The sequence below is a fragment of the Sporosarcina sp. USHLN248 genome, assembly GCF_037144575.1.
Classification (GTDB): domain Bacteria; phylum Bacillota; class Bacilli; order Bacillales_A; family Planococcaceae; genus Sporosarcina; species Sporosarcina contaminans.
Map to the genome: position 1 here is coordinate 33,039 of NZ_JBBCZC010000017.1, position 16,192 is coordinate 49,230.

The 16,192-nt window shown below is 37.5% G+C and carries 18 protein-coding genes and 1 pseudogene; 14 read left to right on the forward strand and 5 right to left on the reverse strand.

Going from position 1 to position 16,192, the window contains the following annotated elements; genetic code table 11:
- The first annotated feature begins 39 nt into the window (after positions 1-39).
- From WFH04_RS08760 to WFH04_RS08820, 13 genes and pseudogenes are all read left to right on the forward strand, one after another.
- Positions 40-792, forward strand: coding sequence for a tyrosine-protein phosphatase (locus WFH04_RS08760; protein WP_336823672.1), 753 nt, complete (start codon positions 40-42; stop codon positions 790-792).
- 32 nt (positions 793-824) lie between these two features.
- Positions 825-1,532: a YveK family protein gene (locus tag WFH04_RS08765; protein WP_336823673.1), complete on the forward strand. Its 708-nt coding sequence runs from the start codon at positions 825-827 to the stop codon at positions 1,530-1,532.
- Between the two features lie 3 nt (positions 1,533-1,535).
- Positions 1,536-2,234 carry a CpsD/CapB family tyrosine-protein kinase gene (locus tag WFH04_RS08770; protein ID WP_336823674.1) on the forward strand — a complete coding sequence of 233 codons (699 nt, stop codon included), beginning with the start codon at positions 1,536-1,538 and terminating at the stop codon, positions 2,232-2,234.
- 360 nt (positions 2,235-2,594) lie between these two features.
- Positions 2,595-4,118 carry a murein biosynthesis integral membrane protein MurJ gene (gene murJ / locus WFH04_RS08775; RefSeq protein WP_336823675.1) on the forward strand — a complete coding sequence of 508 codons (1,524 nt, stop codon included), beginning with the start codon at positions 2,595-2,597 and terminating at the stop codon, positions 4,116-4,118.
- 202 nt (positions 4,119-4,320) lie between these two features.
- The gene (locus WFH04_RS08780) at positions 4,321-4,977 is read left to right on the forward strand and encodes a sugar transferase (protein WP_336823676.1); all 657 of its coding nucleotides are present in this window, start codon (positions 4,321-4,323) and stop codon (positions 4,975-4,977) included.
- 38 nt (positions 4,978-5,015) lie between these two features.
- Positions 5,016-6,137: a glycosyltransferase family 4 protein gene (locus WFH04_RS08785; RefSeq protein ID WP_336823677.1), complete on the forward strand. Its 1,122-nt coding sequence runs from the start codon at positions 5,016-5,018 to the stop codon at positions 6,135-6,137.
- Complete coding sequence (locus WFH04_RS08790) at positions 6,137-7,120, forward strand: NAD-dependent epimerase/dehydratase family protein (protein ID WP_336823678.1); 984 nt, start codon at positions 6,137-6,139, stop codon at positions 7,118-7,120. The genes WFH04_RS08785 and WFH04_RS08790 overlap by 1 nt, the downstream gene beginning before the upstream one ends.
- A complete protein-coding gene (locus tag WFH04_RS08795) occupies positions 7,074-8,762 on the forward strand; it encodes a GNAT family N-acetyltransferase (protein WP_336823679.1) in 1,689 nt (562 codons plus the stop codon). The genes WFH04_RS08790 and WFH04_RS08795 overlap by 47 nt, the downstream gene beginning before the upstream one ends.
- A 197-nt stretch (positions 8,763-8,959) precedes the next feature.
- Complete coding sequence (locus WFH04_RS08800; RefSeq protein ID WP_336823680.1) at positions 8,960-9,541, forward strand: hypothetical protein; 582 nt, start codon at positions 8,960-8,962, stop codon at positions 9,539-9,541.
- Entirely contained in the window at positions 9,513-10,565 is a 1,053-nt protein-coding gene (locus WFH04_RS08805; RefSeq protein WP_336823681.1) for a polysaccharide deacetylase family protein, read from the forward strand. Before WFH04_RS08800 ends, WFH04_RS08805 begins: the two co-directional genes overlap by 29 nt.
- 175 nt (positions 10,566-10,740) lie before the next feature.
- On the forward strand, positions 10,741-11,085 hold the full coding sequence (locus WFH04_RS08810; protein WP_336823682.1) for a hypothetical protein: 345 nt from the start codon (positions 10,741-10,743) through the stop codon (positions 11,083-11,085).
- 32 nt (positions 11,086-11,117) lie between these two features.
- On the forward strand, positions 11,118-11,318 hold the full coding sequence (locus WFH04_RS08815; RefSeq protein WP_336823683.1) for a hypothetical protein: 201 nt from the start codon (positions 11,118-11,120) through the stop codon (positions 11,316-11,318).
- Positions 11,319-11,574: 256 nt separating this feature from the next.
- Positions 11,575-13,136 (forward strand): annotated as a pseudogene (locus tag WFH04_RS08820) (IS1182 family transposase).
- A gap of 91 nt (positions 13,137-13,227) precedes the next feature.
- On the opposite strand, the gene WFH04_RS08825 reads toward WFH04_RS08820, so the two are convergent.
- From WFH04_RS08825 to WFH04_RS08830, 3 genes are all read right to left on the reverse strand, one after another.
- Positions 13,228-13,488, reverse strand: coding sequence for a hypothetical protein (locus WFH04_RS08825; protein ID WP_336823684.1), 261 nt, complete (start codon positions 13,486-13,488; stop codon positions 13,228-13,230).
- 61 nt (positions 13,489-13,549) lie between these two features.
- Positions 13,550-13,642 carry a YvrJ family protein gene (locus WFH04_RS18360; protein ID WP_381480409.1) on the reverse strand — a complete coding sequence of 31 codons (93 nt, stop codon included), beginning with the start codon at positions 13,640-13,642 and terminating at the stop codon, positions 13,550-13,552.
- Positions 13,620-14,156 (reverse strand): sigma-70 family RNA polymerase sigma factor, encoded by a 537-nt coding sequence (locus WFH04_RS08830; protein WP_336823685.1) that lies wholly within the window; start codon positions 14,154-14,156, stop codon positions 13,620-13,622. The genes WFH04_RS18360 and WFH04_RS08830 overlap by 23 nt, the downstream gene beginning before the upstream one ends.
- 329 nt (positions 14,157-14,485) lie before the next feature.
- On the opposite strand from WFH04_RS08830, the gene WFH04_RS08835 reads away from it, so the two are divergent.
- Positions 14,486-14,803: a hypothetical protein gene (locus tag WFH04_RS08835; RefSeq protein ID WP_336823686.1), complete on the forward strand. Its 318-nt coding sequence runs from the start codon at positions 14,486-14,488 to the stop codon at positions 14,801-14,803.
- Between the two features lie 54 nt (positions 14,804-14,857).
- On the opposite strand, the gene WFH04_RS08840 is transcribed toward WFH04_RS08835, so the two are convergent.
- On the reverse strand, positions 14,858-15,418 hold the full coding sequence (locus WFH04_RS08840) for a putative periplasmic lipoprotein (RefSeq protein ID WP_336823687.1): 561 nt from the start codon (positions 15,416-15,418) through the stop codon (positions 14,858-14,860).
- A gap of 72 nt (positions 15,419-15,490) precedes the next feature.
- Positions 15,491-16,150, reverse strand: a complete 660-nt coding sequence (locus WFH04_RS08845; protein WP_336823688.1) for a DUF6241 domain-containing protein — start codon at positions 16,148-16,150, stop codon at positions 15,491-15,493.
- Positions 16,151-16,192: the final 42 nt, after the last annotated feature.

Consider the following 16,192-nt stretch of genomic DNA (forward strand, 5'->3'; position numbering starts at 1 on the left):
TCCGATCTATATTTTCGGTGGAAGGAGGCGCAATATTCAATGATCGTCGATCTTCATAATCATGTTCTACCCGGTTTGGACGACGGAGCGCGATCTATTGAAGAAGCCATCTTGCTTGCTGAAAACGCAACCTTAAACGGGATTACCCATATTATTGCTACTCCGCATTTGAACGATAAATATAGGAATTATGCTCAACAGATTAAACAAGCAGTTGCCGATTTTAACAAGGAACTCATGCGAAATCAGATCCCTGTCGTGATTTTTCCGGGACAAGAAGTTCAGTTTTTTAGCTGTATGAACGCAATGAGAGATGGAGATGTAATAGCTTTAGCTGATAGCGGTAAGTATTTATTAATAGAGCTGCCTGATGATCATTTTCCCGAGTTTACATTTGACCTCCTCTTTTCTTTGCAACTTGAAGGCTACATGCCGATCATTCCTCATCCGGAAAGAAATGTTGTTTTGCAAAAGGAAAAACAGCTGCTGTATGAGTTAGTGGCAAAAGGTATTCTTTTTCAAATTACCGCAAATAGCTTATTTGGTGCAAATGGACGGGCTGCAAAAAAATGTTCTTTGGAGATGATCAAACATAATTTAGTGCATTTCATATCATCAGATGCACATCATCCAATACGCCGCCCCTTTTTATTAAAAGAAGGCTATCAATATATTAGACGAAAGTTTTCGAATGACCTTCAAAATTACTTTATTGAGAATGCAAAACATGTCTTGCTCGGTACGAATTTTCAGCCATTGCCGCCAATCCGTTTTAAGCAAATGAAAGTATGATAGAGGAATCGTTAAGTAGTTGGAGGGTGAATATGGACGCTAAAATAGGTATTCAGCAGCTTGTAAAGGCGGTTAGAAAAAGACTTGTCCTAAATAGTTTTCTATTTGTTTTTTTTGTATCGGCTACAGGAGTCGTTAGTTATTTCTTCTTGCCTCCAATTTATAAAGCTTCGACGCAAATGTTAATTAACACAAAAGAGTATAGAGGAGAACAATTAAATGCTCAAGATATCCAAACGAATCTTCAGTTGATCAACACGTATAGTGTCATTATGAAAAGCCCCGTCATTTTATCACAAGTAATTGATAACTTACATCTCCAAACGACTCCAGATTTACTGGCGAAGAAAATAGCAGTGACGAGTGAGCAAAATTCACAAGTCGTAAATATAGTTGTTGAAGATCGGGAATTGAAAAACGCAGCGGCCATTGCGAATATGACTGCTGAAGTATTTCAAAATGAAATTAGTGTCTTAATGAATGTTGATAATGTGACGATTCTATCTCCTGCAATTGATCAAACCTATATTAAACCCGTTTTTCCCAATACCCCACTTAACATAGTAATAGCTGCTGTCTTAGGACTTATGATTGGCATTGGAATGACCTTTCTTCTTGAACTGTTCGATACGACGGTTAAAACAGAACAAGATATACGGGAATTGATCGGCATCCCAATACTTGGCTTCGTAAGCCCTGCTACAAAACACGAGAAGAAAAAGTCATTTGAAAAGAGGTGAGAGATGTTGATCAAAAGAAAAAAATCGGACACTTCCGGTCGAATGCTCATGATGGGCTATTTCAAATCGGTTTTTTCGGAACAATTCCGTTCCATTCGAGCGAATATTAATTTCTCGATAAAAGACAAGGGCGCTAAAACGCTGCTCATTACTTCTGCTTCCGTAGGAGAAGGGAAATCTACAATCGCCTCAAATCTTGGGGTCGCATTTGCTCAAGAAGGGAAAAAAGTGTTATTAATCGATGCGGATTTACGGAAGCCGACGATGCATTTTACATTTAATCAATTTATCTCTCCAGGCATTACGAACTTACTTCTTAGCAATTGGAGTATCGAGGATGTAGTAAAAGATTCAGGAATAAAGGGTCTGCATATTATTACTTGCGGTCCAATACCTTCCAATCCGGCTGAACTGATAAGTCATCGCAGTATGGATCAATTCATTGCAGAAGCCAAAAAGAAATATGATCTAATTATTTTTGATGCACCTCCGTTATTGTCAGTTGCAGATGCACAAGTTTTATCGGAAAAATGCGATGGGACAATCGTAGTTGTCAGCTTAGGCAAGACAGAAAAAAGGAATATGGTGAAAGCAATCGAAGCACTTCAACATTCAAAAGCAAATATTGTCGGAGCGGTACTAAACAATTATAAGCTTGATAAGAACCATCATTACTATGAGGCTTATGTTGAAACAGAGTAGCTGTTGATAAACGTGTAGTAGCGAAGAAGGAGCAAATACACTTTCTTCAGTTCTGCATAAATAGTTGTATTCTAACTCATTGATTAAAGCGCCTGCATTGAAACGAAGATCAACGTTTTTAGGATTCATTGTCGGTTAAAAGACCTTGGAAATTAATCTTGACGGCAAATCGAACTCTTCGTGGTTCGATTGACTTAAGCCATGCCCGCGGAAGGGTACGCCTGTAACGGAAATCAGATTATTCGGGTTTTGGAACGGTTAATCTAATTATGAAATCCATTCACCAATATAAATTCTTTTTTTCATAGGTAGAAGTGTGTACGATAAATAAATAGCAAAGAAGGACTTGCCATTGAAACGATGAAAAAAACAGCATTTCTCTTAATGATAATTGCTGTTCTATCAAAAGTAACTGGATTTCTGCGTGATATTACTTTATCGTATTTTTATGGTGCTACTTCAACAAGTGATGCTTATATTATTTCAATAACGATTACTTCTGTATTGTTCAGTCTTATTATTTTAGGCATATCTACCGCATATATCCCGATGTTTAAACAAATTGAGCATGAAAAAGGCCATCCTTCTGCGTTACATTTTACAAATAACCTTATAACGATTGTAGTAATGATCACTACAGTCGTTATTGTTTTAGGGTTTTGTTTTTCGCATTCCATCGTCAAACTGTTTGCGTTCGGTTTTGACGGTGCGACTTTGGAGACAGCTATTCTCTTCACTCAAATTGGTTTATTGGGCATTTATTTCACAAGCTTAACTCAATTGTTTACAAGCTTTCTTCAATTGAAAGGCAAATTTATCATTCCTGCGATGATCGGTTTGCCTTTTAATGTAATCATTATTATTTCAATTATGATTAGCGATCAATTGGATATACTTTTTTTAGCCATTGGCAGTGTAATGGCAGCCATTATTCAAATGCTTTTCTTATTCCCCGCTTTACGCAAAACGAACTATCGATATGTTCCCACTGTTAATTTTGCAGATAAGCATATTAAAAAACTTTTTGTACTTGTTCTTCCGGTTATGATTGGCATTTCAATCGATCAAATTAACTTAATGGTAGACAAAAGCATTTCTTCCACTATAACAGAAGGCGGGATTTCTGCTCTGACGTATGCGAGCCGATTGAATGATTTTGTACAAGGTATCTTCGTCATTTCATTTGTTTCAGTAATGTTTCCACTCATATCCAATATGGCAGCAGAAAAAAATATGAAAGATTTCAAAGCATCGATCGGTGATGTGTTGTCTACTATAACAGTCATTGTCGTACCAGCGAGCGTTGGTGTTATGATTTTGGCGGAACCGATTATTCAATTGCTTTTTGGACGTGGACATTTTGATGCGCTGGCGATTGAGATGACTGCTCATGCGCTATTTTTCTATTCAATCGGAATGATTGGCTACGCTTTCCGAGAAATACTCAATCGGGCATTTTACTCTCTACAAGATTCGAAAACACCTATGTACAATGCTGCTATTGCAGTATTCTGTAATATCGTTTTAAATCTTATACTATCTTTCTTCATGGGAATTAGTGGACTTGCACTCGCCACAAGCATTTCAGCACTGTTCTGCTCCACTTTGCTTTTTATCAATTTAAGAAGGAAAATTGGAGAGTTTGGTTTAAAAAGGATGTTGATCACTTTCGGAAAAGTATTGGCAGCTTCAACGGTTATGGGGGTAGTTGTATATGGCTTGAATGGCTATGTACTATTTGCTTGGAATCCTTTGATCAAAATGGCGACCGTTGTTAGTTCAGGAGTTGTTGTATACTTTTTATTTTTGAATCTATTAAAAGTAAACGAGTCGAAACTTATAATGCGATATGTCAGGCAGAGAGTTCTATCGTTTAGAAAATAGATGATGCTTAGGCGTACTGAAATAAGTGGCATGTACGGGATGATTCCGTGCATGCTTTTTTATTGGGGAAATTATACTTAGTTTAATTGCCTTATCGCTCGAATGAAAGTGCATCTAAATGCATACGATTGATTAGCAAGAATATATAACGTGAGGAAGAATTTCCTGTGTTTGTCATAGAAAGAAGCGGAGGGGGTTGAAATTGGAACGAGAAAGTCAGTGGCATGTAGATACAAAGCCTTTGACAGCAAATAAAATACAATTTGGAAAAAGAGTCTTTGATATAGTAGCAAGTTCTATTCTACTACTTTGTTGTATTCCTTTATTCATAGTCCTGTCGATAAGCATCGCAATTGCTTCAGGATTCCCTGTGTTCTTCACACAGACAAGGACAGGGCAGAATAATAAGCAATTCACAATTTATAAGTTTAGAACAATGAGATTCGACAAACGTAAAATCGACGATCATCGATATGAGTGGGATGAAGGAGTGCCGGAAGATTTTACATTTAAAAGTGGGTTTGATTCGAGAGTTACTTCAATAGGCAAGGTGCTACGGAAATATAGTTTGGACGAGTTGCCACAGTTGTTCAATGTTTTACTTGGCGATATGAGCATCGTGGGACCGCGACCGGAAATACCTGAAATAACAGAACATTACAATTTGCATCAGCGCAAACGACTTTTAGTGAAACCTGGCATGACTGGTTATGCCCAAATTAACGGCCGTTCTGAAATTCAGCATGGCAAAAAGATAGAACATGATCTCTATTATGTTGATAACCAATCGTTCTTTTTGGATGTAAAGGTAATTCTATCAACGGTCAAGCTTGTATTGAAAGGGAACGGATCCTTTTGAGTGCCACTAAAATGTCTCCGTTTTGTAAAGGTGATAGGGTGTCAGTCGTAGATAAAAAACTGAAAATCGTCCAAATCATTACGAATATGGAGCATATGGGAGGAGCGCAAATCCATGTTCGCGACCTCGCAAATTATTTACAATCCGAAGGACATACGATTCATATAGTTACAGGGGCAGACGGAAATGCACATCAGTTACATGATAATATATCGATTCATTGCGTTCAGCATTTAATCCGTGATTTACGGCCAATAGATGATGTGAAAGCTTTTATGGAAATACGAAAACTATTAAAAATGCTCAAGCCTGACCTTGTGGCAACGCACTCCTCCAAAGCCGGTATTGTTGGCCGGATGGCTGCCAAGTCACTCCATATACCAGTTATCTTTACAGCGCATGGCTGGTCGTTTACCGATGGTGTAGTAAGATCAAAAAAGGTATTTTACCGTTTTGTTGAAAGGATTGCAGGACAATTTACGTCGGGTGTCATTGCTGTCTCTGAGTATGATCGACAATTAGCTCTTCAACAGAAGGTTCTTCCTGACCGGAAAATCGTTTGTATCCAGAATGGCGTGCCTGAACTTGTGAAGCATAAGAGGGCAGTAGCATCCTCTAAAACCCTCAATCTTGTGATGGTTGCTCGCTTTGCACATCCTAAAAAGCAAATGGATCTTCTTCAATCGCTTTGTCATTTACAACATCTTGACTGGACAATGCAATTTGTCGGTGACGGTCCCGAGTTGGAAAATGCGAAGCGTTTTGCAAAAGCGAGTGGAATTGCTGATAGAGTCCGTTTCGAGGGAAGACAAGAAGACGTTACTACGATTTTAGAAAGAGCAAATATTTTTATTTTTGTTTCGCAATATGAAGGGTTGCCGCTTTCCGTTTTGGAGGCGATGCGGGCTGGTTTACCAATTATTGCAACAAATGTTGGGGGTATGGAAGAAGCTGTCACAACTGATAATGGCATTTTAGTTCGTGTAGGAGATTTAGTCGGCTTGCAAAAAGCAATTGAAAAACTTGTAGTGGATTATGATTTACGGATTGAAATGGGCAAACGTGGAAGAGAACTATTTAAAGAGCGGTTCACATTTCAAAAGATGATGAACGAGACGGTAGACTATTACAAATCAATTGTCGGAAGGGAAGATCGTTAGTGAAAGTTTTATTGACAGGGGGGGCCGGCTTCATCGGTTCGCATGTTGCCAACCGATTAGTTTTAGAGGGATATGATGTTGCCATAATCGATAATTTGTCTTCAAGTTCAAGTGAAAATCTTCCGGAGAATGTCAAATTTTATCATTTTGATATTAATGATTGTTTTGTTGAAAAAATAGTCGAAACAGAAAAACCAAATATTGTCATCCATTTGGCTGCCCAGACATCTGTTGTGCATTCCATGAAAGAGCCTTTTTTCGATTTTCAAACAAATACGGCAGCAACGGTGAAATTGCTGCAATATGCCGTTGAATATGGTGTTGATCATTTCCTATTTGCATCTTCAGCTGCCGTTTATGGGGAACCTCTCCATTTGCCAATTAGTGAACAGCATCCTGTTAATCCGCAATCATTTTATGCGGTATCGAAATATGCAGCTGAAAGATATATTGTTAATTTTGCGCAACAGTACAATCTTACTTCAACAATTTTACGATTTTCGAACGTTTATGGGCCAAAGCAAAATACACAAGGTGAGGCAGGCGTTGTTGGCCGTTTTATATCAAAAATAGTAGAGAAGGAAAATTGTATTATTTATGGTGGAGCTCAAACGAGGGATTTCATATATGTAAAGGATATTGCGGATGCCGTTTTAAAAGCAATTGTGGCGAAAAAAGAAGGAATTTACAATGTGAGTTCCAACACGGAAATTTCCATAAGACAGTTGTATGAAATGATTTCAGAAAAGCTGTCTTCGGATGCTCCCCCTTCTTTTTTAAGCTATAGGGATGGTGAGTTGCATAGAAGCGTCTTATCCAATGAACGGGCAAGGAAGGAGCTTTCATGGCACCCTATCTATTCAATTTCGGAAGGCTTGGATGAAACAATAAATGATTTTCTCTTATGCAATGAGTTTAGGATGGAAGGGCGATACAATGAAGCTTATTCGAATCAATACATTGGAACAATTACACAAGGTTAGAGGCGAATGGGCTCAAATTTTAGAAGACAATCAAAATTCAAATCCGTTCATAGAGTTTGAATGGATTTCACTCTGGATTGAATGCTTAGGCAGCCAAAAAAATATTGAAGTGATTGGAATACAGAACGAACTTGGAAGCTATATCGGGTTTTTTCCTTTCATTAAAAAGAAGAGCTTATTTGGTGTTATTTATGAAATGATTGGGTATGGGCAATCGAATTATATGGACTTCATAATCCGGCACGATGATCGAAACGAAACGATTCGATTCTGTTTTGAAAAAATGATAGAAGAGGAACCGAATGCTCTATTTATTTTGCATGGTATTTTGGAAAGCAGTCCGACGTATCCAACTTTAATAAGTCTTTTGAAACGAGGGAAATACGGATACAGTTTTCATAAGGTTGTTGCTCCATACATTAATCTAAATAAAATTCAAATGGATCACTACTTGGAAAAACGGAAAAAGCTGCACCGGTTGGAACGGAGAGAAAAAAGGCTGCATTTATTGGGCAAAGTGGAACATCGAGTGTGTACGGTCGAAGAAATGGACACGATTTTTTATTTGCATGATAAAAGATGGCAAAAGAAAAATGACACAAGTGGTTTTACGAATGAGGCGGAACGTACCTTTTATAAGAAATTGATGGAAACGGATAGTGGCCAAATGAGACCAGTCGTCGATGCACTTTACGTTGAGGGAAAAATGATTGCATTTGCTTATGGGTTCTCATGCCGTAATCGGTATGTAAGTTTTGTCTTAGGATATGACGATGATTTTGAATCGTTTAGCCCCGGTAGAATGTTAGAAAAAGAATCGATTATCCGTTTTGTGAATACGGACGTAACCATTTTTGATTTAAGCATTGGATATGAGCCCTATAAATTTGAATGGAATACGCATCTTGATCACGCTGTTAAGCTTATCTTCTCATCAAAAGGATTCCGCTCCGCTATTAGAAGGATTATACGATCAATGAGAGAAAAAAGCATTGAACGATTGAAAAAGAATCGAAAGACGGTGCTTTTCAAAAGGGATACATTAGGTTATATGAAATACATGACTATGAAACTGTTCAGAAATCCAGATCGGAATGCGAGAAAAGAGGCATTTCGACAGTTGTTTCGTACTGTTAAGTCATCCATTTGGCAGAAAGACGAGTCTTTTATTATGAAGAAGGGAGTGGAAAGGACGAAAAAGGCAGGTCTTGGTAAAGGTTTTTCGGAATTGCAATTGAATGATGCTCTTTATAATAAAAGATTCAATAACCAAGACTTAAAGACTGTTTGTACGAAGTTATACGGAGGGTACCAAGGCTATTACAGAACGGGCGAGCGTGGCGAGGGAGAGATCGTTTGGGCAAACAGAAAAGTGCTCAGGCTGAAGAACATTCCATATATTAAAGAATTGCGAAAAAATGCGATCTGGCTAGAGGGCTGGAATGAGCATAATGTACAGGATATATGTGAATTCGTTCATAAGGAACATCTTATAAATTCTATTTTAGTTGAAGTGGAAGCTAAGGATTTTGAAGGCATTAAGATATTGAAAAAAGTCGGTTTCCAAATTGAAAAATCTGCCGCAAGTCGTACGATATTTGGCAAGAAAAACGTTCAGTTGTTTGAAAATTATCGTCTATAGGAGAGGCCGCTTTGATATCCATACAACGGAAAATATTGTGTGTAAGCATTTGTCATCAATATTTCGTTAAAAAACTTGTCCCCATGAAAAGCAAGGATACTTTAACCGGCTTCTCTCACGCTCGTATTCAAATTGAGGGTACAAGGCCGCTCCAAACAATTTATATTGACTTGCTTAAAAGCGAGGAAACATTACTTATGGAGATTGAAAAGGAAAACAGAAGGCAAATTCGAAAAGCGGAAAAACAACAGATGCAGTATATTGTATTGGAAAATCCAACTGCTTCAGAGTTGAAAAAGTTCCAAAGGTTTTATAATCGGCATGCAAAATTAAAAAACACATATAGATGCGGTTTCTATCATATAGAAACAATGAAGAAGTTAGCTGAAAAGGGGCATTTGGTCTTCACGTATATGGCAGATCAAAGTTGCAAGATGATTTATTGTTATCGCGTATATGTGACAGACGGAGAAATGGCGATGACCCTTTACTCGGCATCGAATACATTCTTAAAGACTCTACCCAAGACGAAACGCCAATTAAGTGAAGCAAACCGTTTTTTGATTTGGAAAAATATGATTAGATTTAAAATGAAAGGGGTTAAAGTCTTAGATATGGGAGGATTGACGGACGAACCATCCATTCGCAAGTTTAAAACAGGCTTCGGGGGAGTTGCGGTCACAGTCTATTCCGGCTATACGGCAAATACGATCATAGGGAAACTTACACTCATTCTGAGGAATCAATTACTTGGAAAAAGCAGGAGAAGGAATGAGTGATCGAGGGGCATTTATTGTTTCTTTAGATTTTGAGCTGAATTGGGGAGTCCACGATGTCTTTACGAAAGAACAATATGGAGAGAATATTTTAGGTGTCCGACAAGCAATTCCAAAAATCCTCTCTCTGTTTCGACAATACGATATTCACGCAACGTGGGCAACGGTAGGGATGCTTTGTTTCTCCGATAAAAAAACATTGATTGACCACTTTCCGACGCTTCTTCCCACTTATGTAGATCAAAATTTTTCGCCTTTCGGAAAGATGTGTGATGTTGGGGATCATGAAGATAATGATTACTATCACTTCGGGGAATCACTTGTTTGCGAGATTGTAAAAGTTCCTCATCAGGAAATCGGAACACATACATTTTCACATTTTTATTGTTTGGAAAATGGGCAGAATGCAGATCAATTCAAGGCGGATATACAAGCAGCGAAAAATATTCCATGTTTGAAAAACCTAAACATAAAATCGCTCGTCTTTCCGAGGAATCAAACGAACCGCTCCTATTTAACAATTTGCAAACAGATGGGGATCGAAGCATATCGTGGAAACGAACAGAGTCGCTTTTATCATGCTAGTGGATATAAAGGCAGAAACAAAATGAAACGTCTCATAAGGCTAATAGATTGCTACGTCAATCTAACGGGGCATCATACTTTCAAGATTCAACAGGTAGACCTAAATTGTCCGATCAATATTCAATCTAGCAGATTTTTAAGACCATATCATCCCAACTTGAAGGCTTTTGAACAACTACGGCTCAATAGAATTATTAAGGGAATAGAGCATGCTGCTAAGCGTGGAGAAGTGTATCATCTATGGTGGCATCCTCATAATTTCGGAAAATATACAGATGAAAATATAGCTTTTTTGGAGAAAATACTTCACCATGTAGCCGATATGCGTGAACGATATGGCATGCAAAGCATGAACATGGGAGAAGCGGCAGCTGCGTTACAGTATGAATCGAATGAATCACTGAATCCAAAAGTGCGAGGTGATATCAATCATAGTTATTGAACGAAATGTTTTTAACACAAGTATTAAGACATTTTACTTCAATCAAGGGGAAGCACCCACCTTAAGAAATGATGGGGCGGCTATTATTGGTTATTTACATTCCTCCGTTCATAGACCATCCCTTCGACGTTTTGAAACCAATCAAATTGATTTATTGCAATCCGAGGAAAAGTTATTGTTAGGGACAAACAGCTCCACCCGAAGGCAAATTAGACGCGCGATGGAAAAGGGTTTTGAATTGATCGCTTTAGATAGTCCGACGGATTCCGACTTAATAAGATTTAAAGATTTTTACAATGCGTTTGCAAGGGACAAAAGGACGGATCTTTGCAATGAGTATCATTTGGAGACGATGAAGTTATTGCGTGAACAAAACGCACTTATGATTACCTATTTACAAGATTCGGATGGCGAAACATTATGTTATCGTGTTTATATTACCGATGGGCATCTTGTAAACAATCTATACTCTGCCTCACATTTTCGACTGAAAGATGATCAGCCTTCTAAAAAAATTTAGGCATCGCGAATCGGTACCTTATTTGGAAAAGCATGCTGTTATTTAAAGAAATGGGATGCAAAGTATATGATATGGGTGGCCTAACGGATGATGAAAACATTCGTCGATTCAAATTGGGATTCGGGGGAGATATAGTGCCGGTTTATTCCGGTTATGAAGCACAATCACTGTATGGAAGTATCCTATTAAAGGCGCGGAATGTAAAAGTGAAGCTGACGAAGGGGATTTTATAATTTGTTGTTTTAACGTAGGTCAATCGTTTGGATTCAAGGAAGAATAAACACACTCAACACTATGTCCAATGTAGCTTATTAAAGAGGCTGGGACAAAACCCACCTCTGAAATGAAAAAGCCGGTGAAATTTTACGACGAGTAAAATTTCACCGGCTTCGATAATTTTCGAATAAAAATAAGGACCACTTCTGATAAAATAAAGTCACTACACAATACTTATCGGAAAGAAGGGTCCTTATGTTTAAAAATTATAACATGAATCAACTCGTTTTGCCTTTAGATTTAGAAGTGAAACTACAAAAAAATGATATCGCCTTCCATATCCATCATTTAGTTGAAAGCATTCCTTACGAAGCATTTGAACCATTTCTTCGAAAAGAGGGCTGCCCTGCCTACCATCCACGCATGATGCTTAAGATTATTTTATGCGCCTACACGCAATCTGTCTTTTCGGGACGCAAAATTGAAGCACTTTTAAAAGATAGTATCCGTATGATGTGGCTGGCTCAAGGATATGAACCTACCTATCGCACAATCAATCGATTCCGTGTTGATTCAGAGGTGAAAGATCTCATTCGCCAATGTTTTGTCCAATTTCGTTGCCAATTGATCAAAGAAAAACAAATCGATCACGAAGCGGTTTTTATAGACGGTACGAAGATTGAAGCAAATGCGAATAAATTTACGTTTGTCTGGAAGAAGTCTGTCGATCAATATCACCAAAGCTTAATTGAAAAATCGAATCATCTTTATAATGAACTACTTGAAAAAGAAATCATGCCGGAAATCGAACGGGAAAGCGAAGAGGAATTATCACCGGAAGAACTCGCTCAAATGGTTCAAAAAGTGGACGAAGTGATTTCGGAGTATGATCAAAAAATTGAAGGAACAGCGGACGTCAAAGAACGCAAAGCCTTAAGAAGTGAACGGAAAATTCCAAAGCAGGCACGCAAAAACCTAATCGATTTCATCACGCGAAAACGGAAGTACCAGAAGGACTTCGAAATATTTGGCACAAGAAATAGCTATTCGAAAACAGACCATGACGCGACTTTCATGCGTATGAAGGATGACTATATGAAAAACGGCCAATTGAAGGCCGGCTATAATGTACAAATTGCCACCGAAGGTCAATACGCACTCGCCTACAGTCTATTTCCGAATCCGACAGACACACGCACCTTAATTCCTTTCCTGGATGTAATCGAGCAGAACTACTTTGAATTACCGAAGCATATTGTCGCAGACGCAGGGTATGGCAGTGAACAGAACTACGATGATATCCTCTCGAATCGTAAACGGGAGGCGTTAATTACATACGGGATGTACCTAAAAGAACAAAAGAAGAAGTACAAACAGAACAAGTTCAATTCTGCAAACTGGCAGTATGATGAAGAAAATGATGTGTATACGTGCCCGAATCAGCAGCGCCTCCTATTTAAGTATCACTCTGTCCGCACGGATAAGGCTGGTTTCACGCGAGAATTTAAAGTTTACGAATGTGAAGACTGTTCAGGGTGCCCATTTCGTTCATTGTGTACGAAAGCAAAAGAAGGAAACAATCGAACACTTATGGTGAACGAGAAGTGGGAACAGCAAAAGAATATGTAAGAGAAAAGCTTTCAGAAGAAAAAACAGGTTCAATTTATCGTCAGCGAAAAATTGAACCTGTTTTTGGATTTTTGAAGGCTAATTTGCGTTTTACTCGATTTTCCGTTCGAGGGAAATCGAAAGTGGAAAACGAAATGGGCCTTGCGCTAATGGCCGTGAATCTAAGAAAATACACGGCCAACAGTAGGGATCACACGCAAAAATAGAGAAAGGTGAATTTGAGCGTACTCAAATTCACCTTTCTCATTGTTTAAAGCTAGTTATGTCCCAGCCTCTTTATCTTTAGATGAGGTTTATTTATTTGACCAATTTTAGGTCTAAAAGTGCAAGAAAAGAAAAGCAAGAGCTATAATGTCCTTGTTTTTTTCTGTTCAGATATTCAAAAAAACCAGGGACGTTGTTGTCAATTCTCCCCTCTTTTATCTTACGGATGATCATTTCTTTTAAATCCTGTTCCAGGTCATCTTTATAATTGGGGCTTGTTTGAGACAACGAGGCAGATATTTTAGGCTGCACTTTACTGATAATGAATTCAATGTCCTTTTCTTTTAAGTCCATTATCGTTTCTCCTTTGAAGCTAAGACTTTAGTTAGTTTATTTATGGCAGTTTTTAATGTATCTATCTTTTTTCAAATCTTGCAAGAAGATATACTGTAACGGCGATAGGGAATCCTAAGTTACTAATAAAACTAACTAATTGCTCCAGCACCATGTGACAATCCCTTTCTAATCTTTGTTAAAGCCCTACGCTTTGCCTTTGTTACAGCTTGTTGGCTAATGCCTAGAACACTTGCAACCTCAATATCCTTCATCTCTTCAACAAAAATATAATAAAGAATTCTTTTTTGCTTTTCAGTTAAGTTATTTATTGAAGCATGTAGGATAGGATCTTCACTAATTTCCTCTAAGTTTTTTGTGATGCACTCAATTCCTTTGAAATCAACTACCAAATCAATATAATGCACACCATTATCATTTTCTTTGTCTAAAGTTAGTTTATATATTTCATTTCTTCTTCTTTGTTTTTTATCAAAATGTCTACTTTCAAAGTGAATCATCTTAATGAAGTAACTAATACAACGAATTATATAGAAATGTTTTTTAAACTGTTTGTCCAAAACCTCTTTATTTCTTTTGTTCGGGTTATTCATATAATCTTCCAAAACCTTTATGTTTTCCTCTCTATGTAAGAAATCCTCTATCAATGTGTCACTTTCTAAGATCATAATAAGAACCCCTTTCATAATGGTTTTAAGACCGTATGTTCGGTTTCTTTTTTTAAAAAAATACGTCAGTGATATGCCGTCAAAAATAAACTGATTAGCGTTTTGTTTATCATACATTACATTATACCAATTTTCTAAAAAATAACAAGGCATTTAGATTAGTAAGCTATCCAAGGTCCATTCTTAATATCATTCTTCTTTTTTATTTGTATGCCTATTAATTAAAGGGATAAAAGTACAAATAAAAACAACTTAAATATTAAAATCGGTTGTTTTTTCTATCCTTCTCTCCCCTTTATATATTGTAAGAAAAAAAAGGAGTGATTTGGATGGGAGTACAACCATGTCCAATATTTGGATTGCATCAAATGAGGCCAGGAGCAAAAGCAATTATATGGAATTCAGATGGAACAGTAAATCTTACCAACAAGTACGGCTTAAGTTACCATTCGGTATGTGAATGTGGTGAGAAATTCATTTGCTCTGGACAGCCACAATATAATCCACCATCGCAAATTGGTTGGTGGGTTGCAGGGAACTTACAACCCTCTGGAGGTATGGGAGGGGCTCTTACGTATCGAGTGCCTGAATCCAGTCTTAAGTATACAACTGACGTTCGCATGGAGGGGTATCGTTTTCTGATCTAACAACAAACGGAGCCTATATTGGCTCCGTTTTGCGTTTACTAAATGCTATTTAATTTACTTGATATACTCGATATCTTCTGTATCTTCATAATCCGCAGGGGATTTTCCGATGTCATCAGCGATAAAAATCCAACAATTAACCTCTTCTGTAAGAACGCCACTATAATCCTTAGTTATTTTTATTTGTTTTGTTGGTTTTCCAAATGCTTTTACATCTTTTACATTCTTGTCTTTCGGTTGGATAGCCATGATATAAGGTCCATCCTTCTCTGTGGGACTAATAAGTGTTGCCTCCCCAGTTTCATAAGTGAAAACCCATTTTAATTCGTTGGAGTCATCCTTTAGTATGGTTATTTCGACTGGCTTACGAATATTTTTAGTCAAAACAAAAATATAGTCACCCTTTATCTCGTAATGAAAAATATCTTCGGAATTAGGATGACCCTGTTCCTCCATAATGGAGTTAATTCTTTCTTCTAATGTTCCAGAGTTATTTGTAGAATAATCGACTGTTTGATCAGGATTAACTTCCTTGGAGATATCCGTGTCTTTGCCTTTATTAGAACAACCGAAAAGAAGTATAGCCATAGTGAAGATTAAAAATAACTTTTTCATTTTAAAACCCTCCTTAATCCTTTTGATAATTATACGTTTTTGACCCAAAAAAAGATTCACTCTTCAAATTTTTTAATACAAACCTAAGAGAGGTAAGGCTTCCAATTCTTCTGGATAATCACAAACTACAAAGATACAAAGGCTCTCTCGATCGCAGATCGCTGCCTGTTCCATCCATGCATAAAAACACTTATTTTTTTCATCACTACCTAATACGTCATCGACCTCTTTTGAAAAGACTTGGAATATATAATGGATTTCTTGCTCCATGGATGCAATCCCTTTTGCGAGGCCATCCGGATGTTTTGAGTGTTGAAGATACATCACCAAATTATGGTCATAATCAACCATTGAGAAATCACCGTTCCCCCAACGATTTAACACATCTAAATAGTCATCAGCGTGTTCATACTTCCCTTTATTTTCTTCCACCACTTGCTTCAAAGTGTCGATTCGTACAGGCGTTATCATAATCGATTGTTCTTTTTCATCCGCAATAATCTTTTGGTGGGTCATTTCTTGGATAACTTCTTGTATTAAACTTTCAGAAAGCGGTTTTACGCCACTTTCCCATTCATCAATCCAGTTAGAATGTATAACATCTTCCCAACCAAGTCTCGTATCAACCGTTGATACAAATTCCTTTTTATCGCTTTTTTCATCCGTTGTTTCACTACTCTGTCGTTCATTTTCAGAACTACTATTCCTCGTTACATTTTCATTTTCATTCATATACAAATACGTGCCACCTATACTAATGACCGCTGTTAAAAG

Excerpts from the sequence above, each read along its gene's own strand:
- WFH04_RS08760 (WP_336823672.1), top strand. The coding sequence starts at position 40 with ATGATCGTCGATCTTCATAATCATGTTCTACCCGGTTTGGACGACGGA.
- WFH04_RS08765 (WP_336823673.1), top strand. The coding sequence starts at position 825 with ATGGACGCTAAAATAGGTATTCAGCAGCTTGTAAAGGCGGTTAGAAAA.
- WFH04_RS08770 (WP_336823674.1), top strand. The coding sequence starts at position 1,536 with ATGTTGATCAAAAGAAAAAAATCGGACACTTCCGGTCGAATGCTCATG.
- murJ (WP_336823675.1), top strand. The coding sequence starts at position 2,595 with ATGAAAAAAACAGCATTTCTCTTAATGATAATTGCTGTTCTATCAAAA.
- WFH04_RS08795 (WP_336823679.1), top strand. The coding sequence starts at position 7,074 with ATGAAGCTTATTCGAATCAATACATTGGAACAATTACACAAGGTTAGA.
- WFH04_RS08800 (WP_336823680.1), top strand. The coding sequence starts at position 8,960 with ATGGAGATTGAAAAGGAAAACAGAAGGCAAATTCGAAAAGCGGAAAAA.
- WFH04_RS08815 (WP_336823683.1), top strand. The coding sequence starts at position 11,118 with ATGCTGTTATTTAAAGAAATGGGATGCAAAGTATATGATATGGGTGGC.
- WFH04_RS08825 (WP_336823684.1), bottom strand. The coding sequence starts at position 13,488 with ATGGACTTAAAAGAAAAGGACATTGAATTCATTATCAGTAAAGTGCAG.
- WFH04_RS18360 (WP_381480409.1), bottom strand. The coding sequence starts at position 13,642 with ATGGTGCTGGAGCAATTAGTTAGTTTTATTAGTAACTTAGGATTCCCT.
- WFH04_RS08830 (WP_336823685.1), bottom strand. The coding sequence starts at position 14,156 with ATGATCTTAGAAAGTGACACATTGATAGAGGATTTCTTACATAGAGAG.
- WFH04_RS08835 (WP_336823686.1), top strand. The coding sequence starts at position 14,486 with ATGGGAGTACAACCATGTCCAATATTTGGATTGCATCAAATGAGGCCA.
- WFH04_RS08840 (WP_336823687.1), bottom strand. The coding sequence starts at position 15,418 with ATGAAAAAGTTATTTTTAATCTTCACTATGGCTATACTTCTTTTCGGT.
- WFH04_RS08845 (WP_336823688.1), bottom strand. The coding sequence starts at position 16,150 with ATGAATGAAAATGAAAATGTAACGAGGAATAGTAGTTCTGAAAATGAA.